This is a genomic window from Enterococcus sp. PLH-Efm8 (assembly GCF_053011625.1).
The window spans coordinates 141133-166984 of record NZ_CP172569.1 but is presented as its reverse complement, the minus strand read 5'-3'; the positions used below and the strand labels follow the sequence as shown (position 1 = coordinate 166984).

Genomic DNA, 25852 nt, shown 5'->3' with positions numbered 1-25852 from the left:
GACATGTAAGCGGATTTCTTTTATAATTTTAGGAGTACAAGTCCTTTTCTAAAAATGTTAACCGGTTATCATGAAAGGGGATACAAATATATCGTTGGAGGATAAAAATATGTCAAAAGTTAACGTATTTAAAAATCAATCTTATTTACAAAGTTCAGCTACATTATTACTATTTTTTGCTTCTTGGGGTGTTTGGTGGTCATTTTTTCAACTTTGGCTAACATCTGAATCAAATGGTTTAGGGTTATCTGGCAGTGCTGTAGGAACAGTATTCTCGGCAAATTCGTTAGTTACCTTAATTTTGATGTTTATTTATGGAACATTACAAGATAAATTGTATATTAAACGAAATTTATTAATTTTTGCTTCTGTATTAGCGACACTTGTTGGACCATTTTTTATATGGATATATGGGCCATTGCTAGATAACAATTTTAATTTAGGCATTATTATGGGAGCGCTATTTTTGTCAGCTGGATATTTAGCTTCTGTAGGAGTTTTTGAAGCTGTGTCAGAAAGGTTTAGTCGTTTATTTGGCTTTGAATATGGACAAGCAAGGGCGTGGGGATCATTTGGTTATGCCTTGGTAGCGCTTTTGGCAGGATTTTTATTTGTAAAAAATCCTCATTTAAACTTTTGGGCGGGATCTTTCTTTGGTTCTTTACTATTGTTAAATTTATTATTTTGGAACCCTAAAGTTGAACGGGAAGCAAATCAAAATTTTAATCAAGAACAAGCTGAATCAAATAGTATTCCTTCTTTAAAAGAAATGTTTGATCTAATGAAACTGCCTCAATTATGGACGATAATCATCTTTATTGTTTTTACATGGACATTTTATACGGTATTCGATCAACAAATGTTTCCGGGATTTTATACTGGTTTGTTTTCAACATCAGCTAATGGTGAAAAAATATATGGGACATTGAATGCTATTCAAGTATTTTGTGAAGCGTTAATGATGGGAATTGTTCCAATCATTATGAGAAAATTAGGGGTTCGAAATACTTTGTTATTAGGTGTAACCATTATGTGTGTACGAATTGGATTGTGCGGGTTTGCCTCGACACCATTATCTGTTTCATGCATAAAAATGTTGCATGCTTTAGAAGTACCATTATTTACATTACCAATGTTTCGCTATTTTACACTTCATTTTGATACAAAGCTATCAGCAACCCTCTATATGATAGGATTTCAGATAGCTGCTCAAATTGGGCAAGTGATTTTATCAACACCATTGGGAATATTAAGAGACAACGTTGGCTATCAACCAACATTTAAAATTATTTCTCTTATTGTATTACTAGCAGGCATATATGCATTCTTTATTCTTAAACAAGATGATAGAGATGTTCAAGGGGATCCATTTATTCGAGGATAATGGAAACCAACAGAATAAAAAACAATTTTATCTAGAAAGTGAGCGAATATATTATGACAAAAAGAGCTATAGAATTAACAAATACACGTTATCGTTTGGGATATCATGTGTCTGCACCATCAGGATGGATTAATGATCCAAATGGATTTTGCTATTTTGATGGGTATTATCATGTGTTTTATCAACATCATCCATATAGTGCTGAATGGGGACCAATGCACTGGGCACATGCTAGAAGTAAGGATTTAGTTCATTGGGAATCTTTACCACTTGCTTTGACTCCTGGAGATCAAGAAGATGAAGGTGGTTGTTTTTCAGGAAGCGCTATTGAAAAAAATGGTGTGTTGTATCTGTTCTATACAGGACATCACTATTATGGAGACAATGATCCAGATCATTTTTGGCAAAATCAAAACATGGCGTATAGTACGGATGGCATTCACTTTACTAAATATGAAAAAAATCCTGTAATAGCAAAAGCACCAGAAGATAACACACATCATTTCAGAGATCCAAAAGTATGGAAACACGATGAAAAATATTACATGGTTTTGGGTAGTCAAGAAAAAGATGGATTAGGTCGTGCTATTGTTTATCAGTCGTTAGATTTATTAAATTGGGATTACATTGGACCAATTTCTAAAGCGAAGGAAGTACTTACAGAAGGATTTATGTGGGAATGCCCAGACTTTTTTGAATTAAATGGAAAATCTATTCTTTTATTATCCCCTCAGGGAATTGAAGCAAATGGAAAAGATTATTTAAATCTATATGAAACAGGCTACTTTATCGGTGATTATGATTATGAGACAGCAAAATTCATTAGAGGAAATTTTTATGAATTAGATAAGGGACACGATTTCTATGCAACACAAACAACTTTATCTCCAGATGGTAGACGTATTGTTATGGCCTGGATGGATATGTGGGAAAGCCCTATGCCTGAAAAAGTAGACGGATGGGCAGGAGCATTAACGCTTCCTCGAGAATTAGAGTTAATTGGAGATCGTTTGTATATGAAACCTGTGAGAGAATTAGAACAACTTCGAGTTGGCAGCGGCGTTGAAACGACAGTTAATTTGGCAGGAGAAATAATAATCGCTCAAGATGCTTCATTCAAAGAAGCTCTAATTGATGTACTATTGACTAAATCAAAAAATCAAGAAGTCAAATTTTCATTAAAAACAAAAGATGAAGAGTTAATCAATATTTTTTATTCTAAGGATAAAAATGAATGTACCTTAACTCGTAACGGCAAAAATGATCCAAGGTATGGAACCATTCAGATGTGTGATAGATTATCACTTCGAGTGTTTATCGATAAAAGTTCGGCAGAGATTTTTATTAATGATGGCGAGCTTGTTTTTACAGAGCGTTATTATACAGAAAATCAACCAAGTATGCATTTGAGTGTTAGTGAAGAAGCTTTTGTCTCGAGTACAATTTATCATCTAAAAAAAGATGCAATTTCTTACGAGTAAGGAGGTTTTATGATGTTAATTGGTAGCATAGAAGCAGGTGGGACTAAATTTGTATGTGCCGTGGGAGACGAGGATTACCGAGTACAAGACCAAATAATTTGTCCAACGACCACCCCCAGGGAAACATTGAAAAAAACTGTTGACTATTTTAAACAGTTTGATATAAATGCATTAGGTATTGCATCATTTGGTCCAATAGAAATTCGAAAAAATTCACCAAAATCAGGATATATTACGTCTACACCAAAGGTGGGATGGCGAAATGTTAATGTGTTAGGTTATTTACAAGATGAGCTGAATGTTCCAATGTCTTGGACAACGGATGTGAACGGATCAGCTTATGGAGAGTACATCATGTCCACTTTATCGAATGAAAAAATAAATTCATTAGTTTATTACACCGTTGGTACTGGCGTTGGTGGTGGAGCTGTTGTTGACGGAAAACTATTAGGATCGTTTGGTCATTCAGAAATGGGCCATACGTTTGTAAAACGCCATCCTGATGATATTGATTTTAAAGGAATTTGTCCTTATCATGGTGATTGTTTAGAAGGCTTAGTTGCGGGACCAACGTTTGAAGCACGTTTTGGAAAAAAGGGTGAAGACGTTTCTTTAACGGATCCTATTTGGGATGTAATGGCCTATTATCTAGCACAAGCTGTGATTCAAACAACATTGATTATACGACCGGATAAAATAGTATTTGGTGGAAGCGTAGTAAATGAAAAATTGTTAGAAAAAATTCGTGTTAATGTTAATAAATTATTGGATGATTACGTGGAAATACCACCGTTAAGTAAATATATTACGCGTCCTTTAATTAAAAATAATGGATCGGCAACACTAGGAAACTTTGCTTTGGGCTTGAATCAATTACAAGAATAAAACATAGAAAAAATATCGATTATCAGGTATAGTAGTTCTATAGAGTTCTTTTTTTCGATAGTTAATTATTGCATTATTTAGGAGAGACAAGAGAATGCGCCCAAAATTAGAAGATGTTGCCAAAAGAGCAAATGTATCAAAAACAACTGTTTCACGTGTATTAAACAATCGTGGCTATTTAAGTCAAAAAACGATTGATAATGTTTATAAGGCTATAGAAGAACTCAATTATCAACCGAACGTTGTAGCGCGTCAATTATTTCAAAAGAAAACTAACATTGTCGGGTTACTATTTCCTACAGTAGCCAATCCTTTTTTTAGTGAACTCGTTGAGGCATTGGAAAAAAAGTTATATGAAATTGGTTATAAGGTATTAATAGGCAATTCGATGAATAATAAAGAAAAGGAAACAAATTATTTAAATCAGTTATTGTCTGATCAAGTAGATGGTTTAATTGTTGGTACACATAACCAAGGAATTCAGGAATATAAATATCAGAATTTACCGATTGTTGCAATTGATCGAGTGATGAATGAAGATATTCCAGTTGTTGAATCCGATAACTACAATGGTGGAAAACTTGCAACCAAGTTATTAATTGCACAAGGTGCAAAAAATATTATTCATACAAACGGTCCAATTGACTTACAGACTCCGGCTAATCGTCGGAGACTAGCCTATGAAGATACTATGAAAGCATATCAGTTAATTCCACGAACTGTGACATTAGATTTCAATATTTCTTATGTAAAGAAAAAACAGATTTTTTTCCAAATGTTTGAGGATTATCCTAAAATAGATGGTATTTTTGCTTCAAATGACATCGATGCGGCCCTAATATTACAAGTAGCAAAAGAAAAGGGGTTAAATGTACCAGCTGATTTATTAGTAGTCGGATATGATGGTACTTTAATGACTCGGAGTATATTACCAGATCTGACAACAGTAATACAACCAATTAATGATATAGCAGACACAGCTGTTGCTATTTTGATGAAACGAATAAATAAAGAAGAAACAAAAAAGGAATATATTTTACCTGTCACATTATGGATGGGGAAGACATCAGTAAAGAAAAAGAACAATTAAATTTATAAAGACTATCAATGATAATTTCATTATTAATTCGTGATATAAAAAATTGTTAAATCTCTTATAATAGACTATGATACAAAATCATGCTTTTAATCTGTGTAGATGTTGCCAAATATTTGAAAGACATAGAACTTGTCAGAAAAACCTTAACAATTCCTCAATGGGCGGATAAGCTAGGCAAAAGGGCTGGCATAAATTTTTCAGTCCTTCTAACAGAATCAATTGCAGATAAAGCAGATAACATTCTTCGTTCTGGAAGAAATAATTAGAACTCAAAAGGGTCAGAAACTTAAAAGTTTTTGATCCCTTTTTTATTCCTCATTTCATAGCTTTTTTAGTAGCTCAATTAATTAGGTCAGAAAGTTACTTTTTTAAAAGGACACCAGAGTATACCCTGTTGGGCTCTTGGTGTTCTATTGAATGTAAATGAGTGTCATTTTTATATTTAATTGGCACAGTTTTTTCTAATTATTTGTCATATTCATAGTCAACTATAGCTACAAAAGCAACTAATTTTGGAGATAGATTGAGATATTTAAAAATCTATCATGAAAAATTAGTTGCTTTTGTCACTTAGCGCTGAAAATTTATGCCATTTATCTAGAAAAATGACAACAGAGTTGGGCAACAGAATTTAAAAATGATCCGGATTTCAGAATTTTAAAGGAGTTTTATTATGGCGAAAATTGGGTATGCTCGAGTAAGCAGCTTAGATCAAAATTTAGACCGACAATTAGAATTATTATCAGAGTGTGATAAAATTTTTAGTGATAAAGCAAGTGGGAAAGATACCAATCGAGAAGGATTTCAAGAAATGATGAAATTCATACGTGAAGGTGATATTGTCGTTGTGACAGAATTAAAACGACTTGGACGAAATAATAAAGAGCTAACAGAAACGATGAATTTAATTCAGCTGAAGAAAGCTACACTGGAAGTTTTGAATTTGCCAGCGTTAACAGGTATCACTGATGATAATTTACGTCGATTACTTAATAACTTAATTATCGAACTATACAAGTACCAGGCCGAAGAAGAACGTCGGTATATTCGCGAAACGCAACAACAAGGAATTGCACTCGCTAAAGCAAAAGGGAAATACAAGGGAGGTACGCTAAAATATCGTGAGAATGATCCGCGACTTCAATTAGCATTTAATTTGTTTTTGACTGGATCTACAGATAAAGAAGTTGAAGAGCTAACAGGGATTAATCGTAGAACGTTTAGAAGATATCGAATGAAACATGGTATTACTAATGAAGTTAGGGAGCAAAAAAATAAATCTTTCAGTTGAGGCTAATATAATTTTGCAAGAAACCAGGTCTTAAGAAAGCTCGTAAAGCATCTCAATTCTCAAAACGTTAATATCCTTTATATATCAACGTTCAAGACGCTTTCCAATTATTTGGAAAGTGTCTTTTTTTTATATTTAGAACACATTCTAGAACACATTAATTAGATTTTTGTAATCCTCGCTGAAACGCTTCGAACACAGCTTTATCAACTAAATCAGGTGTATTCACATAAATTTTTGTAGTTGAAATACCTGAATGTGTCAAAGCGTTAGAAATTTGATTCATATCAGCCCCACCTTGTCTAGCTAAAGTTGCGTAAGTATGTCGAAGTTTATGAGGAGTTAAATGAACCAAATGGGGATGTCTTTTTTTTATAGAATTAATTCGATAATTTAAGTAATCAGTATGGACTGGACAATTTACTTCACCAGAAGGTTTGGAGTAACTAAAAAGATATTGGTCAGGTGTCTGTTTAATTTTCAACTTCAATAGTTGTTCAGCTTGCACTGATTTCCATTCTTGCAATAGTGTCATTACAATTTCCGGAACTTGGATAATAGTATCTTTTCGACCTTTTGTAAATTTCTTTTTTGTGTGTTTATCCAAGGCATATTTAAGACGGACTGTTTGGTTTTCAAAATCAATGTATTTCCATTGCAAAGCATAGGTCTCACTCTTTCTATCCCCAAGATATAAAGTAAGCATAAAAAGAGTGTAATCGTGAAAGGAAAGTAATTGATCATTGAAATCATCTCTTACAGCGTCTAACCAATCAGTGAGTTCTTTCGAAGATAAAGCTTGTTTTCCTTCTCGTATTCTTTTTTCTTCCAGAGCAACTTTCTTAGGTGCAGTAATACTTTGAATTATTTTTGTTGTACGATTAAATTCAATATAATTTAGAACCTCTGCAATATCAAACATGGAACGAACATAGCATTTAATGATTTTTATGTTTGCATATTCCTTCGACTTTTTTGTGAGTTCATCTGATATTATTTCGGTATTTGCATTAAGATAGCTCATGGCATACTCACCAAATATAGGCAGAATATGCAATCGAAATAAATTCTTTGTATTAATGATGGTTATATCGCTTGGAGCTTTATGGGATCTAGTAGTTTGCCCTAACTCATATCTAGGAAGCCATTTAGATTTATAAAACTCCTTGAATTTTATTTGACCTTTGAGCTCTAATGAATTTGCATTCTCCTCTCTTAAGACTTTTGCGATTTTCTTTTTCATTTCATTTTCGGCTTTAATAGCCAATTGCCTAGTTGGAAATGTTTTTTGGAATTTTTCTGAACTGATACCTGTAATTTCTTTAAATTTTTTTGGATATCTCAAATTAGTTTTATATTTTCCATTTGAAAGCTTCGTAGGCAACTTCCTCACTCCTTAATAAAAAAGTAAGGCAGTATATTTCGCTACTTTTAGTATATGCAGTCAAAAGTAAAATTCAAATCTTTTTGAACGTATCCATAAAGCCTTTGATATCTTCTACATCAAAGCGAATTATACCGTCTATTTTTATTACGGGAAAATTATATATACGAATCCATTTATCTAAAGTATTGTTATCAATTCCTAAAAACTCACAGGTTTGTTTTTTGTTTAGATAGACTATTGATTTAATAAAATCATCCCCTTATAAATGAACTAAAATTTTTGAATTGACTTGGGTAAGCACATAGGAATTTCACCTCTCCCCAGTTTACGGCGAGCCTTACGGAAGTATCATTATCTACTGCTATTGTCATGGCATTTTGTCTTCCCAAAACAAAAAGAAATCTCTAAGTAGTTATCGCTAAATAGGTCATGGCGTACTTGAATTCTTAGCTCGAATAGCAGGGAACGTTATTCAAAAATTATATTTAATTGTCAATGGTCAAAATAGGAATATCATCCTAGTCACTATTAACAACGAAAAACCATATGAAAAGGAAACAAAAATGCTAAAAAAGATTTTAAAATTGGAAAACATATTTAGAAATGAACAATCATATTTTTTTGACAGATTATTTAGTTTTTCATAAACAGGTATGTAAAAATTTAAAATAATACCCGTGGTGCTAGTTAATTTTTTCCTAGAGGAAAATGTCTAAACATGTTGGTAAATCAACAAAAAAACGCATATAGTAGTCTCAAAACTCCCAAGAAATGAGGACTACATATGCGTTCATCAAAATATACTGAACATTATACAGATACTTTTATAACATTCAAGGAAATTATGAGAACTGTTTCTAACATATACCACAATTGTGTACCAGATAAGATTAAAAACCGAAGAAATACTGATCAACTGAAGCAACGCGATACAGTGATTATTGCTTGTGTTATATGGGGCATAATTAATGGCTATACTAGCCAAAGAGCCACGTATAGAGCGGTTTGTTCCGTCTTATTTCCTAATGGTGACTTTCCTAGTAGGAGTCGATTCACTCGCTTAAGTTCAAACTTAGCTTACACTATCAAGATTATTCGATACTTTTTCATCAAGAAGCTCACCAAAGGTGAACTAGTCGGAATTATAGATAGTTTTCCTAGTCCATTATGTAAACCAGTTAGAAATAGACAAGCAAAACTATTGAATCAAATAGCCAAAGTTGGCTATAACTCAACAAAAAAATCTTATTTTTATGGTCTTAAAATTCATATGATCGTTACTAAGACTGGCTTTCCGATTACTTACTCAATCACGAATCCAGGTGTCCATGACGTGAAAGTGTTAGAGACTTTATCGGAAGAAGCGAATCTTCCCAATATCCTAGGGGACAAAGGATATATTAGCCATAAAATCCATGAAAAGCTTGCCCTTAAGGGCATTACTATATCCGTTCCGCCACGTAAAAACATGGATAAATCAGAAAAACTAGACCACAGCTTACTTGGAAAACAAAGAAAAACAGTTGAGACTGTTTTTTCTTCCTTAGAAAAATTAGGTTGTCAAAATTTCAACTCACGTTCTGTTAAATGGCTAGAGAGTAGATTTGAAAGCATATTACTGGCTTACAGTGTTCTATTAAGTCGAGCACAACGACGTTTTGAAGGAACTTTGAGATATTCTTTAGGATATTAAAATTAACTAGCACCACGGGTGATTTATAGTATACTATGTCAAAAGGAGGAGTTAGATGAACAATCAAATCGCACTAGCGTATTTAGATTATGATGATCTAGATGCTTTACAAGTTGTAAGTGTTGTCAGTTTTTATGAATCGTTTATCGATGGCGCAGATCCACTTGATATGCAAGGATATTTACAGACACAATTGACAACTGAAATATTGGCAGTAGAATTGGCACAGTCAACCAGTAAATTTATTGGTATTAAGGATCATCAAATACTCATTGGTTATATGAAAGTCAATGATGAAAAAGATGCTATAGAGATTCAACGGCTCTATCTGCTCAAAGATTATCAAAACAAAGGGTTAGGGCAACGGTTACTCGATGAAGCGAATCGTTATGCTAAAACGAAACAAAAACGTTATTTACGTTTGACTGTTTATGAAAAAAATCATGCAGGTATTCGTTTTTATGAACGTCATGGATTTAAAAAAATCGGGATCAAACATTTTCCTTTAGGAAAACAAGATCGTATTTGTCCGATTTTAGAAAAAGAAATCTAAAAAAACGTCCTCACTTTTGATGCTGAGGACGTTTTTTTAGACTGGTAATGGAACCATAATTCGCTTTCTTTTTTGATAAATCGCTAATTCCGTCACACCTTTTGCTTTTAACAGAGCAAAAAGATCATCGAAATGGAAACGGAAATGTTCAAGGTAATGCCCATCTGATCCAACACTAAACAAGGTACCACCACGTGAAAGATATAAATCGATGACATATTCATATAACGCTAAATTGTCATACAAGTAAGCGCTCTTAGCATTTAATTCGAATGCCAATTTATTTTTGATTACTTGATCTAGAATCGGTAAAAACTGCGCTTCATATTGTTTAAATTCAGCAACGGATAGACCAAATACCCGAAAACCATAGTCAAAATGAGCAAAGACATCTGCTTCTATAACAACTAGTGCTTCTGAAAGTTGTGCAAAATACTGAGGAATCACAATAGCAGGATCCATATCTTTGACTTCGTCATCTAAATAATCAAATTGACCATTATGATGCACACTGAGTAATTTTAAATCGTAATCTTTATCGGCTAAATAGTCGATGATCCGATCCTTTTCAGAAGCGATGTAACCGATTTCTATGCCTTTTAAAACACGATTGCCAAAACGCTTATTTAAGCTATCGATTGTTTGACTGTACATTTCATAATCGGGGATATCATCGACTTTAGTAACAGGATTGGCTAAGTCAAAATGTTCAGTATATTTTGATGAACGCATATGTAGTCCTCATTTCTTGGGAGTTTTGAGACTACTATATGCGTTTTTTTGTTGATTTACCAACATGTTTAGACATTTTCCTCTAGGAAAAAATTAACTAGCACCACGGGTCTAATTTAGTAATAAAGGTTAGCTTCTTTTGCATATATGATGGTTTTAAGACCTTAAAAAATTGTGTGTGTGTAATTATTAGAGAGTGTAAAATATTTTGTGTAAATGAAAAAATCCATACAAAAAAGGAAGTCGCTTCTGTAGAATAAAGTTAACGACAACCAATTCACAGAAAAGAGGACTTCCCTATGAATGATTTTACTACAGAAATTGTGCAAACTCTAGTCACTAAAGGCGATTTAAATGAATTATTCCGTTCGCACTTAGAAAAAGCGATAAACACACTCCTACGGACTGAATTAACGGCTTTTTTAGATTACGAAAAATATGATCGCACTGGTTTTAATTCAGGTAATTCGAGAAACGGTTCTTACTTTCGATCAATCAAAACCGAATATGGTGAATTAACATTGGAAATACCTAGAGATCGTAATGGTGAGTTTAAACAACAAACTTTACCAGCCTACAAAAGAACAAACGATACATTGGAAACCACTATTATCCATTTATTCGAAAAAGGTGTTACGATGTCTGAAATTGCTGATTTGATCGAAAAAATGTACGGTCATCACTATACTCCACAAACCATGTCCAACATGACTAAAGTTCTGACTGAAGAAGTAAATGCCTTTAAATCCAGAGCCTTAAATGATAAGTATGTCGCTATTTTTATGGACGCTACTTACATTCCACTAAAACGTCAAACCGTATCCAAAGAAGCGATTTATATTGCCATTGGTATACGAGAAGACGGCACTAAAGAAGTACTGAGTTATGCGATTGCTCCAACTGAATCAACATACGTTTGGAATGAGCTGCTACAGGATATTAACTCCAGAGGAGTTCAAGAAGTCTTGCTTTTTATTACGGACGGCTTAAAAGGCATGAAAGATACTATCCATCAAATTTATCCTAAAGCAAAATATCAGCATTGTTGTATCCATGTATCTCGTAATATCGCTCATAAAGTACGTGTCAAAGACCGAAAAGAAATCTGTGATGACTTTAAGGCTGTTTATCAAGCTAACTCAAAAGAAGAAGCGAATACCTTCTTATCCGGCATGATTGAGAAATGGAAGAAAAACTATCCTAAAGTGACGCAGTCACTCATAGAAAACCAAGACTTATTAACTTTTTATGATTTTCCACCTAGCATTCGTAGAACCATTTACTCAACCAATCTAATCGAGTCTTTCAATAAGCAAATTAAAAGATACAGCCGTAGAAAAGAGCAGTTTCAAAATGAAGAATCACTAGAACGCTTTCTAGTCAGCATTTTTGATACATACAATCAAAAATTTCTAAACAGAAGCCATAAAGGTTTTCAACAGGTAACCGATACATTAGTTTCAATGTTTACTGAGTAACTAATTATTTTGCAGGAGGACAATTTATTTACACAAAATTATTGACGCTCCCCACAATTTTTAGAAGAATTATCTGGAGAAGAATATAGATTATTCCTAAATAATAATATTTTAAAATTAATATCTTATGCCAAGAAAGCTAATAGCCTATCTTTAGTAGATAACTTAGATAATCTTTTACCCGATAAACTTATTTATGATGAGAATGAAGATAATTCACAAAAACAAATAATTATATTTGAATTGTATTTAAAGTGGCTTAGCAGCCTGTCAGTGTCACCAGAAAGCAATGATGATGATAAATATTTTGCGAACAAACTGTTTCAATTTATATTTCCAGACTATTCTTCAATGCCATTTTTTACATTAATAAATTTTATGCTGTATGTTAAAGAACACTTAGGATATGATGATTTAGTAGAAATGATAAAGGCATATGATAAAGAACCTTATCCATTCAAAGGAATCAATACTGGTTCAGATATGGCTATGATTTCAGGCGAAACTGTAGAAGAAATTCTAGCTAATTACAAAGAACAAAATATAAAAACTCTGGAATTAATTAAAAAGAATATAAAATACTATGATCCTTTACTAGCGAATAAAGAAAATATTGATAAGTTATTAAATGCAATTGCTGATTCTGATGTTAGATCTCCTAGAATTGATGAGTTAAAAGAAGAAATTTTAATGTATAAAGAACTTTTTTAATTCATTTGATTACTGTTATACTCAATATCATTCTTAATTCTGTAAATAGTTTGTCTAGTAATATTGTAGTTTTTAGCAATTTTTGAAATAGCTATGCCCTCATTTAAATCCTTAACGATGTTTTCATAAACTAAACGTCGTTGAGGATTTTTTGTATCTGCACTATAGAGTTTTGGACGACCTTTATAGACGCCATTTGCTTTTGCAATTTTAATGACTTGCGCCTGGCGTCGTTTAGATTCGGTACGCTCTTGCTCTGCAATCATGGCCAAAATTTGGATGATTAAATCTTTAATGAATTTATCCAAATGAGGATTGCCAATTGCTTCAGCCATGATCGGTAGACTGGTGATGATCAGCTGCACGTTTTTCTTCTTTAGGTAATTGACTGAAGCAATGATTTCGTCGTAATTTCTTCCAAGTCGGTCGATTGCTTCGACAATAAAAATATCTTGGTCTCGGACAAACTCTAAAGCTTCCTGGAAAATCGGTCGATGAGTAATCGTTGCTCCAGATTGTTTCTCGATGAAAATTTTTTCTGCGCCGAACTTTTTCATTTCTTCAATTTGGCGTTGCTCATTTTGATCAATCGACGAAACTCGAATATAAGCAATTTTCAAAATTTTTACCTACTTCCTCAAACTATTTAAAATACACTCAAAATCAACACTAATTTTTTTATACACTATAAAGCTGTCATTTTTCTAGATAAATGGCATAAATTTTCAGCGCTAAGTGACAAAAGCAACTAATTTTTCATGATAGATTTTTAAATATCTCAATCTATCTCCAAAATTAGTTGCTTTTGTAGCTATAGTTGACTATGAATATGACAAATAATTAGAAAAAACTGTGCCAATTAAATATCAAAATGACAAATTGATGAATCAAATTCAAATTAAGGGGGGCAACCCTGGAAGTCTTAAATTTACCCTCAATGAATGGTATTGAAGATGAAAATTTAAGGCGTTTGATTAATAGCCTTGTCATTGAATTGTACAAGTATCAAGCAGAATCAGAACGAAAAAAAATTAAGGAACGTCAGGCACAAGGAATCGAAATTGCTAAGAAAAAAGGCAAATTCAAAGGTCGGCAACTGAAATTTAAAAAAAATGATCCACGTTTAAAGCATGCTTTCGATTTGTTTTTGAATGGTTTATCCGATAAAGAAGTTGAAGAACAAACTGGGATCAATCGCCGAACGTTTAGAAGGTATCGAGCAAGATATAACGTGACAGTAGATCAAAGAAAAAACAATGAAAAGAGGGATAGTTAATGAGTACGGTTATTTTAGCTGAAAAACAAGCCAGGCATTAGCCTACGCAAGTGCTTTAAAACAAAGCACCAAAAAAGACGGTTATTTTGAGATCAAAGACCCACTATTTACAGATGAAACGTTTATCACCTTTGATTTTGGGCATTTAGTGGAATTAGCAGAACCAGGTCATTATGACGAAAAGTGGCAAAATTGGAAACTTGAATCTTTGCCGATTTTTCCTGATCGATACGATTTTGAAGTTGCAAAAGATAAGGGAAAGCAGTTTAAAATTGTTGCAGAACTTCTCAAAAAGGCAAATACAATTATTGTTGCAACAGATAGCGACAGAGAAGGTGAAAATATCGCCTGGTCGATTATCCATAAAGCAAATGCCTTTTCAAAAGATAAAACATTTAAAAGACTATGGATCAATAGCTTAGAAAAAGATGTGATCCGAAGCGGTTTTCAAAATTTGCAACCAGGAATGAATTACTATCCCTTTTATCAAGAAGCGCAAACACGCCAAATTGCCGATTGGTTGATCGGCATGAACGCAAGCCCTTTGTATACGTTAAATTTACAACAGAAGGGCGTACAAGGTACATTTTCACTAGGACGTGTTCAAACGCCCACCTTATACCTTATTTTTCAGCGCCAGGAAGCTAGTATAAAAGTAAAACAAGGGTCATTTAAGGGCGTTCTAAGCCCCACACAGCGTTTTAAAACCCAAGAGGAGCTTTTTTGCTTTTGTTTCTTCTAAACAAGCTAAAATAGGCAATCAAGAGGGGATAATTGCTGATGTTCAAACCAAAGAGATGGATAGGCTACAATTAACTAGACAGAAAAATTAAGGTGTGTAGACTAGAAGAAAATATACCAGGAGGAATTTTTATGTCTAAGAGAACACGAAGAACTTTTTCACAAGAATTCAAGCAACAAATCGTCAATCTTTACTTAGCTGGAAAGCCACGTGTAGAAATCATTCGAGAATATGAACTAACGGCTTCAGCATTTGACAAATGGGTAAAGCAATCTAAAACGAGTGGTTCATTCAAAGAAAAAGATAATCTTACGCCTGAACAAAAAGAATTGTTAGAACTACGTAAAAGAAACCAGCAATTAGAAATGGAAAATGATATTTTAAAGCAAGCAGCGCTGATATTCGGACGAAGAGACAAGTAATCGATGCGAATAAGCATCTTTACCCTATATCAGCGATGTGCAGAATATTAGGTCTATCACGTCAGTCCTATTATTATCAATCAAAACCAAAGAAAGACGAATCAGAACTTGAAGAAGTAGTCGCTGAAGAATTTATCCGCAGCCGAAAGGCCTACGGCTCAAGAAAAATAAAAAAAGCCTTATCAAAACGAGGCATTCAGATCAGCCGACGAAAAATTAGTAGAATCATGAAAAATAGAGGATTAAAATCGAGCTATACTGTTGCTTATTTTAAAGTACATCATTCTACTTGCAATGAAGCCAAAACGACAAACGTATTGAATCGTAAATTCTTAAGAGACAACCCATTAGAAGCGATCGTAACAGACTTGACTTATGTACGAGTCGGGAAAAAATGGAATTATGTCTGTTTCATTTTGGATCTGTTCAATCGAGAAATTCTCGGCTATTCTTGTGGAGAACATAAAGATGCCGTTCTAGTAAAAAAAGCATTTAGCCGTATCAAACAACCTCTGACAGAGGTTGAGATTTTTCATACTGATCGTGGAAAAGAGTTTGATAACCAAGCTATTGATGAATTATTAACAACTTTTGACATCAATCGATCATTGAGTCATAAAGGCTGTCCTTTTGATAATGCCGTAGCTGAATCAACTTATAAGTCGCTGAAAGTAGAATTTGTCTATCAATACACATTTGAAACCTTACAACAATTGGATTTGGAGTTATTTGACTATGTCAATTGGTGGAACCACCTTCGGTTGCACGGTACACTTGGCTACGAGACACCGGTTGGTTACCGTAACCAGAGATTGGCGCAGCGAATCCTTGATAATGAGCTCGGATGTGCTAACGCTAGCGAGGCAGTCTAACTTTAACTGTTAGCTCCTGCCGAAGATCGTCACATCCGAGGAGGCTCATTGTCAAGGACAATCGGGAATAGCATACGGAAAGAAGTTCTGCACCTTATAAAATTTGTCAAAAAAACTGTTGCCATTCCAGGTTTATGACGACTTTTGGAAGTAAAAATCCATCCATTATCTTTATAATCAGGATTGAATCTTATATGTTGGTGATTTAACTCAATTTCCTCTTTAAGAATTTCTATAGCCCTTTTAGATAATTGGACATTTTGGTAACTTTGTAAGTTTTTTACATTACCTTCATAGCTATTTTCTGCAGCTCCTCCGTGAGTGGACTGACTAATGATGATATTTTGCTTTTCAAAATATTGATAGGCACCAATATTTTGGAGTTTTCGACTCTGTAAGTCAACAGGGCCATTAGTTAGAATACCTATTGGGATGCGGTTTTTATGTAGAGCCAGCAGTAGTTGATGTATCTCAGGAATCATCGTAATCTGATCGAGTTCATATTCATAGTCAGCTTGGAAGTCTAGAGCTTCTGTCCTAGAAATACTATCGATGCCAAATTCTTCCATAGTCTTCTGACAGCGAAAAATTCTAAGCTGCTCAATACTGATGAGTTTTTTCGTGTATTTAGGAAAAGCAACATCAGACCAACATCTGAAACGTTTGTAAATGTTATCTATTTGTTGGATATCAATCGTTGGAAAACATTTCTCAACGCTACGTTTAAAGGGGAGTTGATGGTCATAAAGAGTGTCATCAAGGTCAAAAACAATATTTTTATAAGTCATAATTCTAGTCCGCTTTTAAAATAGTAGTGTACTGGCTAAATTCCTCTAAGTGTTGAGGGCTAATCTGGTTATCTGTAATGATGGTATCGAGTTGATCTAGATTATAGAAGTTAAAGAAATCGTATCGATCGAATTTAGTACTGTCTACTAATAAGAATTTTTCTACAGCATTGTTTAGGGCAAGTTGTTGAATCACACCTTCCTTGTCACTATATGTAGCAATAGAATTATGGGTAACAGCATTTGCACTAACAAAAGCTTTGGCAAATCTAATTGCTTTTAAATTTGTCGAAGCCATTGAACCTACAAAAGCTCCAGTTATTTCTCTATATTCACCGCCAAGAAGCAATAAATCAATGGTTTCGCTATCATTTAGAATCAAGAACACAGGGAGACTATTTGTAATGACACGAATTTTATAACCTTTACGACCTTTCAATTCTAATGCCAGTTGTTCAAGTGTAGTTCCGGGTCCAATAAAAATAGTATCGCCATCTTTGATTAAAGAGCAGGCTTTTTTAGCAATGTCAATTTTTTCTTTTGTATTTAGACTTTTCTTCTCGATATGTGTCTTTTCAAGTGGCTTTTTAGAGGAAAGTAATTGTGCACCACCATGAGTACGTGTTAAAAGTCCATCAGCTTCTAGAGCATCAAGGTCTCTACGGGCTGTCATATCGGAAATATCTAGTTCATCTATTATTTCTTTTATGGTTATGGTCCCATCAATCTTTAACATATCTAAAATTTTTTCTAATCGTCGTTTTTTGTTCATATGAAGACCCTTCTTTCATAAAGTAATTTTTTTCCAAAGATAATTCTCTTTTAATTGTATCATAAAAGACAATATTTTCAAGGTAAAACAAACAATTTCAAACAAAAACAAATGTTAGATGATGAAATAAGAACAGTGGATTGACGTATATTAGCTTAGGTCAGATTTTGTATAAGACGAAAATAAAGTAGGACCTCTTAATCAGTAAGTTATAGAAAGTAAAAGACTTTTGTAATACTTGAATAGATATTTCACGTCCATTTTGTGATGGATTAAATGAACAAAAATGAACAATAATTTAACGGTGTTATCTATTTTTTAAGAAAACAAATAAAAAAAACAAAAAATAAACAAAAAAGTGTTGCTTTTTGTTTGAATGATTGATATTATATAAACAAAGAAATGATGAAAACGTTTTTTCGAACATTTTGCAAAATGTTTTCTACTTCTACGTAGCATTTCTTTCTAAAATTTAGGAGGTGGTCAAAATGGCTATTGTTGTTGGTGCAGATCTCAAAGGTACGAGATTAAAAGATGTTGTGAAAAATTTTCTTGTAGAAGAAGGTTTTGAGGTAATTGATGTGACTAAGGACGGACAAGATTTTGTTGATGTTACCTTGGCAGTTGCCTCTGAAGTAAATAAAGATGAGCAAAACTTAGGTATTGTAATTGATGCTTATGGAGCTGGTCCATTCATGGTAGCAACTAAAATTAAAGGTATGGTTGCAGCAGAAGTTTCAGATGAACGCTCAGCTTATATGACACGTGGACATAACAATTCACGAATGATTACGGTTGGCGCTGAAATCGTCGGTGATGAGCTTGCTAAAAACATCGCTAAAGGTTTCGTCAATGGTAAATATGATGGCGGACGTCATCAAATCCGAGTAGATATGCTTAACAAAATGTGTTAAGAAAAGGAGTTAAGGAATGAGAATCGCAATTGGATGTGACCACATTGTCACAGATGAAAAAATGGCAGTATCAGAATTCTTGAAATCAAAAGGACATGAGGTCCTTGATTTCGGGACATATGACCACGCACGTACTCACTACCCTATCTATGGTAAAAAAGTCGGTGAAGCAGTAGTAAGTGGTCAAGCAGACTTGGGAGTATGTATCTGTGGTACAGGTGTCGGCATTAACAATGCAGTCAATAAAGTTCCAGGTGTTCGCTCAGCGTTGGTTCGTGATATGACATCAGCTATATATGCAAAAGAAGAGTTAAATGCGAATGTTATCGGTTTCGGTGGAAAGATTACTGGTGGTCTTCTTATGAATGACATCATTGAAGCTTTCATTGAAGCTGAGTACAAACCAACAGAAGAAAATAAAAAATTGATTGCAAAAATCGAACACGTTGAAACACATAATGCACATCAAGCAGATGAAGATTTCTTTACAGAATTCCTTGAAAGATGGGACCGTGGTGACTACCACGATTAAGGTATAACAAATGATTCTGACAGTCACACTAAATCCTTCAGTAGACATCTCTTATCCTCTAGAAACATTGAAAATTGATACAGTGAATAGGGTGAAAGATGTTAGTAAGACAGCTGGTGGAAAAGGCTTAAATGTTACTAGAGTCTTGTATGAATCTGGTGATAAAGTTACTGCTACAGGTTTCTTAGGTGGTAAAATTGGTGAATTTATTGAAAGCGAATTAGAACAATCTCCTGTTAGTCCAGCTTTTTATAAAATCTCAGGAAACACTAGAAACTGTATTGCTATCTTACACGAGGGTAACCAAACAGAAATTTTGGAACAAGGACCAACAATTTCTCATGAAGAAGCAGAAGGCTTTCTTGACCACTATAGCAATCTTATTAAACAATCAGAAGTTGTGACAATTTCAGGAAGTTTACCTTCAGGACTTCCCAACGATTATTATGAAAAACTTATCCAACTTGCTTCGGATGAAGGAGTAGCAGTCGTTTTGGATTGTTCAGGTGCACCTCTTGAAACAGTTCTAAAATCGTCGGCTAAACCTACTGCCATCAAACCTAATAATGAGGAACTTTCACAGTTGCTTGGAAAAGAAGTAACAAAAGATATTGAAGAACTCAAAGACGTTCTTAAAGAGTCACTTTTTAGTGGTATCGAATGGATAGTGGTCTCATTAGGTCGAAACGGTGCCTTTGCAAAACATGGTGATGTTTTCTATAAGGTAGATATTCCTGATATCCCAGTTGTTAATCCAGTCGGATCAGGGGACTCAACGGTAGCTGGTATTGCATCAGCTTTAAATAGTAAAAAAAGTGACGCTGACTTATTAAAACATGCGATGACATTGGGTATGTTAAATGCTCAAGAAACAATGACAGGGCATGTGAATATGACTAATTACGAAACACTAAACTCACAAATTGGAGTAAAAGAGGTATAAAAATGGTACTTACAGAACAGAAACGCAAATCTTTGGAAAAAATTTCAGATAAAAACGGTGTTATCTCAGCTTTGGCATTTGACCAACGTGGTGCTTTGAAACGTTTGATGGCACAGTATCAAGATACAGAACCAACTGTAGCTCAAATGGAAGAACTAAAGGTTTTGGTTGCTGATGAACTTACAAAATACGCTTCTTCAATGTTGCTTGACCCTGAATATGGACTTCCAGCAACAAAAGCATTGGATAAAGAAGCAGGTCTTCTTCTTGCCTATGAAAAAACAGGTTATGATACATCAAGTACAAAACGTTTGCCTGACTGCTTGGATGTTTGGTCTGCAAAACGTATCAAAGAGCAAGGCGCTGATGCCGTTAAGTTCTTGCTTTACTATGATGTAGACAGCTCAGATGAACTTAACCAACAAAAACAAGCTTATATTGAACGTGTTGGTTCTGAATGTGTCGCTGAAGATATTCCTTTCTTCTTGGAAATCCTTGCTTATGATGAAGAAATCTCAGATGCAGGTTCTGTTGAATATGCAAAAGTGAAACCTCGCAAAGTCATTGAAGCGATGAAAGTTTTCTCTGATCCACGCTTTAACATTGATGTTCTTAAAGTAGAAGTACCAGTTAACGTTAAATATGTCGAAGGTTTTGCTGATGGTGAAGTGGTTTACAGTAAAGCTGAAGCTGCTGACTTCTTTAAAGCACAAGAAGAAGCGACTAACCTTCCATACATCTACCTAAGTGCAGGTGTATCTGCTAAATTGTTCCAAGAAACATTGCAATTTGCTCACGACTCAGGTGCCAAGTTTAATGGTGTGCTTTGTGGACGTGCTACTTGGGCAGGATCTGTAGAACCTTACATCAAAGAAGGTGAAAAAGCAGCACGTGAATGGTTGCGTACTACTGGATTCGAAAATATTGATGAACTTAACAAAGTTCTTGTTAAAACAGCTAGTCCATGGACTGATAAAGTATAGTAAAAACATAAAACGGAGGATATTGTTATGAACAGAGAAGAGATGACTCTCTTAGGGTTTGAAATTGTTGCTTATGCTGGAGATGCTCGCTCTAAACTTTTAGAAGCGCTTAAAGCGGCTGAAAATGGTGATTTCGCTAAGGCAGATAGTCTTGTAGTAGAAGCAGGAAGCTGTATTGCAGAGGCTCACAATTCTCAGACAGCTATGTTGGCTCGAGAAGCTTCTGGGGAGGAACTTCCATACAGCGTTACCATGATGCATGGTCAGGACCACTTAATGACTACTGTCTTATTAAAAGATGTGATTCATCACCTCATCGAACTTTATAAAAGAGGAGCAAAATAATGCATAAACTCATTGAACTTATTGAGAAAGGGAAACCGTTCTTTGAGAAAATCTCTCGAAACATCTATCTTCGTGCTATTCGTGATGGATTTATCGCTGGTATGCCAGTCATCCTTTTCTCATCTATCTTTATCCTTATTGCCTATGTCCCAAATGCTTGGGGATTCCACTGGTCAAAAGACATTGAGACCTTCTTGATGACTCCTTATAGCTATTCGATGGGTATCCTAGCATTCTTTGTTGGTGGTACTACCGCTAAAGCTTTGACGGACTCAATGAACCGTGACCTACCTGCGACCAATCAGATTAACTTCTTATCTACGATGCTAGCGTCTATGGTAGGGTTCCTTTTGATGGCAGCTGAGCCTGCAAAAGAAGGAGGCTTCTTGACAGCCTTCACGGGAACAAAAGGTCTTTTGACAGCATTTATTGCAGCCTTTGTGACAGTTAATGTTTACAAGGTCTGTGTGAAAAATAATGTTACTATTCGTATGCCTGAAGAGGTTCCACCAAATATCTCTCAAGTATTTAAAGACTTGATTCCATTCACTGTAGCGGTTGTTCTCCTTTATGGATTTGAACTCATTGTTAAGGGAACTCTTGGTGTAACCGTTGCAGAATCAATCGGTACCCTTCTTGCTCCTCTCTTCTCAGCTGCAGATGGTTACCTTGGAATTACACTTATCTTTGGTGCTTATGCCTTCTTCTGGTTTGTTGGTATCCACGGTCCTTCAATTGTCGAACCAGCAATCGCTGCTATCACTTATGCCAATATCGATGCCAACTTGCATCTTATCCAAGCTGGACAACATGCAGATAAAGTTATCACTTCTGGTACTCAAATGTTTATTGTTACCATGGGTGGAACAGGAGCTACATTGATTGTTCCATTCTTGTTCATGTGGATTTGTAAATCAGAACGTAACCGTGCCATCGGACGTGCCTCAGTTGTTCCAACATTCTTTGGGGTTAATGAGCCAATCTTATTTGGTGCACCAATCGTATTGAATCCGATTTTCTTTGTACCGTTCATTTTCGCTCCGATTGTCAACGTTTGGATCTTTAAATTCTTTGTTGACACATTGAACATGAACTCATTCTCTGCCAACCTTCCATGGGTTACTCCTGGTCCGTTGGGAATTGTACTCGGTACTAACTTCCAAGTTCTATCATTTATCTTAGCCGGACTCTTGGTAGTTGTTGATACTATCATTTATTACCCATTTGTTAAGGTATACGATGAACAAATTCTTGAAGAAGAACGTTCTGGTAAAACAAACGATGCTCTTAAAGAAAAAGTAGCTGCAAACTTCAATACTGCTAAAGCAGATGCCGTTCTTGGAAAAGCAGGCGTTGCTAAAGAAGATGTAGCAGCAAACAATAATATCACAAAAGAAACTAATGTCCTTGTTCTTTGTGCAGGTGGAGGTACAAGTGGCTTGCTTGCCAATGCCTTGAACAAAGCAGCAGCAGAATACAATGTTCCAGTCAAAGCGGCAGCGGGTAGTTACGGTGCTCACCGTGAAATGTTGCCAGAGTTTGACTTGGTTATCTTGGCTCCGCAGGTCGCTTCAAACTTCGATGATATGAAGGCTGAAACGGATAAATTGGGCATTAAACTTGCAAAAACTGAAGGAGCTCAATATATCAAATTGACACGTGATGGACAAGGTGCTCTTGCATTTGTTCAACAACAGTTTGATTAATAAATTTGTAAAAGTTATTTGAGACGAGATTATTCTTTCAGTTCCTTATAATATTGTTAACCATATCATTGCATTTCATTTCCTTGGTTTCCGGAACTCAGAATATCGTCTCAAATGCTTTTTTTGAAAGGATTTATAGTTATGACTAAAACACTTCCTAAAGATTTTATTTTTGGTGGTGCTACAGCTGCTTATCAAGCAGAAGGTGCGACTCACACGGATGGTAAAGGCCCAGTTGCATGGGATAAGTATCTTGAAGACAATTATTGGTACACAGCAGAGCCTGCAAGTGATTTTTACCATAAATATCCTGTTGATTTAGAATTAGCTGAAAAATATGGCGTTAATGGTATTCGTATTTCAATTGCCTGGTCTCGTATTTTCCCAACTGGCTATGGCGAAGTAAATGAAAAAGGTGTTGAATTCTACCATAATCTTTTTGCCGAGTGCCACAAACGTCATGTTGAGCCATTCGTGACTTTGCACCACTTTGACACACCAGAAGTTCTTCACTCAGATGGAGATTTCTTAAACCGCGAAAATATAGAACACTTTGTAGATTATGCCGCTTTCTGTTTTGAAGAGTTCCCAGAAGTAAACTACTGGACAACTTTCAATGAAATTGGCCCAATTGGAGATGGTCAATACTTGGTTGGTAAATTCCCTCCAGGCATTCAATATGATCTTGCCAAAGTCTTCCAATCACACCACAATATGATGGTTTCTCATGCACGTGCTGTGAAATTGTATAAAGATAAAGGTTATAAAGGCGAAATTGGTGTAGTACATGCGTTGCCAACCAAATACCCTTATGATCCAGAAAATCCAGCAGATGTTCGTGCCGCTGAGTTAGAAGATATCATCCATAACAAATTTATCTTGGATGCAACCTACCTTGGACACTATTCAGATAAAACGATGGAAGGGGTCAACCACATCCTAGCTGAAAATGGTGGAGAACTTGATCTTCGTGATGAAGACTTCCAAGCACTTGAAGCAGCTAAAGATTTGAACGATTTCCTTGGTATCAACTACTACATGAGTGATTGGATGCAAGCCTTTGATGGTGAGACTGAAATCATTCACAATGGTAAGGGTGAAAAAGGAAGTTCTAAGTACCAGATTAAAGGTGTTGGTCGCCGAATCGCACCAGATTATGTGCCTAGAACGGATTGGGACTGGATTATTTATCCTGAAGGCTTGTATGACCAAATCATGCGATTGAAAAATGATTATCCAAACTACAAGAAGATTTACATCACTGAAAACGGTCTTGGATACAAAGATGAGTTTGTAGATAATACCGTTTATGATGATGGTCGTATTGATTACGTGAAGAAACACTTGGAAGTTTTATCAGACGCAATTGCGGATGGTGCAAATGTTAAAGGTTACTTCATCTGGTCACTTATGGATGTCTTCTCATGGTCAAACGGATACGAAAAACGTTATGGACTATTCTATGTAGACTTTGACACGCAAGAACGCTATCCTAAGAAATCAGCTCATTGGTATAAGAAAGTAGCAGAAACTCAAGTGATAGAGTAATATTACTTGAAAATGTAAAAAATTGTTATCCGATACTTTAGAAAAAGTACAACACTTATTTAGACCAGGCTTTGAAAAGGTATATATTGTTAGTTTCGAAGATTGTCCTATGATTCCTGAGCTTGAAGCTACCCTCGTTGCTAAAATGTGGTAAATGGTATGTTTTAACTGGAAAAGAGTGGATTTGCCATTCTGATTTAGAGTTATCAGCATTTGAATGGGAATTTTTACAATCACTCGATGTAGAAATACGTGAGACTATTCACTTCGAGGTAAATTATTTGCCTTTCCAATAATAAAAAGAAAGGAATTAGTTGTGACTATCGAATTAAAAAACGAGTATCTTACTGTTCAGTTTAAAACACTTGGTGGTCAACTGACTTCGATTAAAGACGAGGATGGGATAGAGTATCTCTGGCAAGCTGATCCAAATTATTGGAATGGACAGGCGCCTATTCTATTTCCTATCTGTGGTAGTTTACGAAATGATTGGGCTATTTATAGACCTCAAGAAAGACCTTTTTTTACAGGTCTTATTCGTAGACATGGTTTTGTTCGAAAAGAAGAATTTATTCTGGAAGAAGTCAATGATAATAGCGTGACCTTTAGTATTAAACCAAATGCTGAGATGCTTGATAATTACCTATATCAGTTTGAACTGAGAGTTGTTTATACCTTGAATGGTAAATCAATTAGAACCGAATTTCAGGTAACGAACTTGGAAATGGAAAAAACAATGCCTTACTTTATTGGAGCCCATCCAGCATTCAATAGTTCTTTAGTAGAAGGTGAAAACTATGAGGATTATTATATTGAATTTAGTGAGGTTGAGTCTTGCTCGATACCAAAGAGTTTTCCTGAGACAGGATTATTAGATTTGCAAGATCGGACACCTTTTTTGGAAAATCAAAAAATTCTCGATTTGGACTACTCACTTTTTTCCCATGATGCCATTACACTTGACCAGCTCAAGTCTCGTAGCGTAACGCTTCGGTCAAGGAAGTCTGGTAAAGGTCTTCGAGTAGATTTTGATGATTTTCCGAACTTGATTCTGTGGTCTACAACTAATAAAAGTCCATTCATTGCTTTGGAACCTTGGAGTGGTCTCTCCACTTCACTTGAAGAAGGTAATTTCTTAGAAGATAAAAGACAGGTAACGAAAATTTCACCTCAAGAAACTTCTAGAAAAATCTATGATATTACTATCCTTAATTAAAATTTGTTATTATTTGAGTCTTCAATAAGATTTGAATACTCTTACCTTGTGATGATAGATTGGTCTTCTCCGTGCCAGTCTTACATCGCAAGGTTTTTA

The 25852-nt window shown here is 34.9% G+C and carries 23 protein-coding genes and 3 pseudogenes; 21 read left to right on the top strand and 5 right to left on the bottom strand.

The annotated features are described in order from the left end of the window. The first annotated feature begins 109 nt into the window (after window positions 1–109). The 5 genes from ACIFUW_RS14735 to ACIFUW_RS14715 all read left to right on the top strand — a co-directional run bounded on the left by ACIFUW_RS14735 (window position 110) and on the right by ACIFUW_RS14715 (window position 6140). Window positions 110–1384 carry an MFS transporter gene (locus tag ACIFUW_RS14735; RefSeq protein ID WP_002323715.1) on the top strand — a complete coding sequence of 425 codons (1275 nt, stop codon included), beginning with the start codon at window positions 110–112 and terminating at the stop codon, window positions 1382–1384. Window positions 1385–1437: 53 nt separating this feature from the next. Continuing rightward, window positions 1438–2865, top strand: a complete 1428-nt coding sequence (locus ACIFUW_RS14730) for a glycoside hydrolase family 32 protein (RefSeq protein WP_002361237.1) — start codon at window positions 1438–1440, stop codon at window positions 2863–2865. Between the two features lie 12 nt (window positions 2866–2877). Continuing rightward, entirely contained in the window at window positions 2878–3750 is an 873-nt protein-coding gene (locus ACIFUW_RS14725; protein WP_002322785.1) for an ROK family protein, read from the top strand. Window positions 3751–3844: 94 nt separating this feature from the next. After that, window positions 3845–4840 (top strand): LacI family DNA-binding transcriptional regulator, encoded by a 996-nt coding sequence (locus ACIFUW_RS14720; RefSeq protein ID WP_002305056.1) that lies wholly within the window; start codon window positions 3845–3847, stop codon window positions 4838–4840. Between the two features lie 682 nt (window positions 4841–5522). Beyond that, window positions 5523–6140 (top strand): recombinase family protein, encoded by a 618-nt coding sequence (locus ACIFUW_RS14715; RefSeq protein ID WP_002323453.1) that lies wholly within the window; start codon window positions 5523–5525, stop codon window positions 6138–6140. Window positions 6141–6297: 157 nt separating this feature from the next. On the opposite strand, the gene ACIFUW_RS14710 is transcribed toward ACIFUW_RS14715, so the two are convergent. Further along, complete coding sequence (locus ACIFUW_RS14710; RefSeq protein WP_010729769.1) at window positions 6298–7524, bottom strand: tyrosine-type recombinase/integrase; 1227 nt, start codon at window positions 7522–7524, stop codon at window positions 6298–6300. Window positions 7525–8311: 787 nt separating this feature from the next. Between ACIFUW_RS14710 and ACIFUW_RS14705 the strand changes: the two genes are divergently transcribed. Together ACIFUW_RS14705 and ACIFUW_RS14700 are read left to right on the top strand one after the other, a co-directional pair. Beyond that, a complete protein-coding gene (locus ACIFUW_RS14705) occupies window positions 8312–9220 on the top strand; it encodes an IS982-like element ISEfm1 family transposase (RefSeq protein ID WP_086322007.1) in 909 nt (302 codons plus the stop codon). Between the two features lie 55 nt (window positions 9221–9275). After that, window positions 9276–9773, top strand: a complete 498-nt coding sequence (locus tag ACIFUW_RS14700) for a GNAT family N-acetyltransferase (protein WP_002328877.1) — start codon at window positions 9276–9278, stop codon at window positions 9771–9773. 36 nt (window positions 9774–9809) lie between these two features. Here ACIFUW_RS14700 and ACIFUW_RS14695 read toward each other — a convergent pair whose 3' ends face one another. Beyond that, window positions 9810–10505: a PHP domain-containing protein gene (locus ACIFUW_RS14695; RefSeq protein ID WP_002328878.1), complete on the bottom strand. Its 696-nt coding sequence runs from the start codon at window positions 10503–10505 to the stop codon at window positions 9810–9812. Window positions 10506–10804: 299 nt separating this feature from the next. Between ACIFUW_RS14695 and ACIFUW_RS14690 the strand changes: the two genes are divergently transcribed. Both ACIFUW_RS14690 and ACIFUW_RS14685 read left to right on the top strand, forming a co-directional pair. Further along, window positions 10805–11983, top strand: coding sequence for an IS256-like element ISEf1 family transposase (locus tag ACIFUW_RS14690; RefSeq protein WP_000997695.1), 1179 nt, complete (start codon window positions 10805–10807; stop codon window positions 11981–11983). A gap of 273 nt (window positions 11984–12256) precedes the next feature. Then, a complete protein-coding gene (locus ACIFUW_RS14685; RefSeq protein WP_002328879.1) occupies window positions 12257–12694 on the top strand; it encodes a hypothetical protein in 438 nt (145 codons plus the stop codon). Here ACIFUW_RS14685 and ACIFUW_RS14680 read toward each other — a convergent pair. Then, window positions 12691–13314: a recombinase family protein gene (locus tag ACIFUW_RS14680; RefSeq protein WP_002328880.1), complete on the bottom strand. Its 624-nt coding sequence runs from the start codon at window positions 13312–13314 to the stop codon at window positions 12691–12693. The genes ACIFUW_RS14685 and ACIFUW_RS14680 overlap by 4 nt on opposite strands. A 256-nt stretch (window positions 13315–13570) precedes the next feature. Here ACIFUW_RS14680 and ACIFUW_RS14675 point away from each other — a divergent pair. The 3 genes and pseudogenes from ACIFUW_RS14675 to ACIFUW_RS14665 all read left to right on the top strand — a co-directional run. Continuing rightward, window positions 13571–13970 (top strand): annotated as a pseudogene (locus ACIFUW_RS14675) (recombinase family protein); the annotation flags it as partial. Next, window positions 13970–14767 (top strand): annotated as a pseudogene (locus tag ACIFUW_RS14670) (toprim domain-containing protein); the annotation flags it as partial. The pseudogenes ACIFUW_RS14675 and ACIFUW_RS14670, both read left to right, overlap by 1 nt. A 76-nt stretch (window positions 14768–14843) precedes the next feature. Then, a protein-coding gene (locus tag ACIFUW_RS14665) for an IS3 family transposase (RefSeq protein WP_086956687.1) occupies window positions 14844–16006 on the top strand; the annotation gives its coding sequence in 2 pieces (ribosomal slippage) (window positions 14844–15120 and window positions 15120–16006; 1164 coding nt in all). 29 nt (window positions 16007–16035) lie between these two features. Here ACIFUW_RS14665 and ACIFUW_RS14660 read toward each other — a convergent pair. Then, window positions 16036–16794, bottom strand: a complete 759-nt coding sequence (locus tag ACIFUW_RS14660) for an HAD family hydrolase (protein ID WP_002333400.1) — start codon at window positions 16792–16794, stop codon at window positions 16036–16038. Between the two features lie 4 nt (window positions 16795–16798). Continuing rightward, complete coding sequence (locus ACIFUW_RS14655) at window positions 16799–17566, bottom strand: DeoR/GlpR family DNA-binding transcription regulator (protein ID WP_002290556.1); 768 nt, start codon at window positions 17564–17566, stop codon at window positions 16799–16801. A 488-nt stretch (window positions 17567–18054) separates the two neighbouring features. Between ACIFUW_RS14655 and lacA the strand changes: the two genes are divergently transcribed. From lacA to ACIFUW_RS14610, 9 genes and pseudogenes are all read left to right on the top strand, one after another. Next, window positions 18055–18480 (top strand): galactose-6-phosphate isomerase subunit LacA, encoded by a 426-nt coding sequence (gene lacA / locus ACIFUW_RS14650; protein WP_002290555.1) that lies wholly within the window; start codon window positions 18055–18057, stop codon window positions 18478–18480. 16 nt (window positions 18481–18496) lie between these two features. Next, complete coding sequence (lacB, locus tag ACIFUW_RS14645) at window positions 18497–19012, top strand: galactose-6-phosphate isomerase subunit LacB (RefSeq protein ID WP_002290554.1); 516 nt, start codon at window positions 18497–18499, stop codon at window positions 19010–19012. Window positions 19013–19022: 10 nt separating this feature from the next. After that, window positions 19023–19955: a tagatose-6-phosphate kinase gene (lacC, locus tag ACIFUW_RS14640; protein ID WP_002290553.1), complete on the top strand. Its 933-nt coding sequence runs from the start codon at window positions 19023–19025 to the stop codon at window positions 19953–19955. A gap of 2 nt (window positions 19956–19957) precedes the next feature. Further along, window positions 19958–20938 (top strand): tagatose-bisphosphate aldolase, encoded by a 981-nt coding sequence (gene lacD / locus ACIFUW_RS14635; protein ID WP_002290551.1) that lies wholly within the window; start codon window positions 19958–19960, stop codon window positions 20936–20938. Between the two features lie 27 nt (window positions 20939–20965). Then, the gene (locus ACIFUW_RS14630; protein ID WP_002290550.1) at window positions 20966–21283 is read left to right on the top strand and encodes a PTS lactose/cellobiose transporter subunit IIA; all 318 of its coding nucleotides are present in this window, start codon (window positions 20966–20968) and stop codon (window positions 21281–21283) included. Then, on the top strand, window positions 21283–22989 hold the full coding sequence (locus tag ACIFUW_RS14625; protein WP_002290549.1) for a lactose-specific PTS transporter subunit EIIC: 1707 nt from the start codon (window positions 21283–21285) through the stop codon (window positions 22987–22989). The genes ACIFUW_RS14630 and ACIFUW_RS14625 overlap by 1 nt, the downstream gene beginning before the upstream one ends. Before the next feature lie 141 nt (window positions 22990–23130). Further along, complete coding sequence (lacG, locus tag ACIFUW_RS14620; RefSeq protein ID WP_002333401.1) at window positions 23131–24537, top strand: 6-phospho-beta-galactosidase; 1407 nt, start codon at window positions 23131–23133, stop codon at window positions 24535–24537. 22 nt (window positions 24538–24559) lie between these two features. After that, window positions 24560–24833, top strand: a pseudogene (locus ACIFUW_RS14615) (DUF3884 family protein). A 20-nt stretch (window positions 24834–24853) separates the two neighbouring features. Next, a complete protein-coding gene (locus ACIFUW_RS14610; RefSeq protein WP_002333402.1) occupies window positions 24854–25753 on the top strand; it encodes an aldose 1-epimerase family protein in 900 nt (299 codons plus the stop codon). The last annotated feature ends 99 nt before the right edge of the window (window positions 25754–25852 follow it).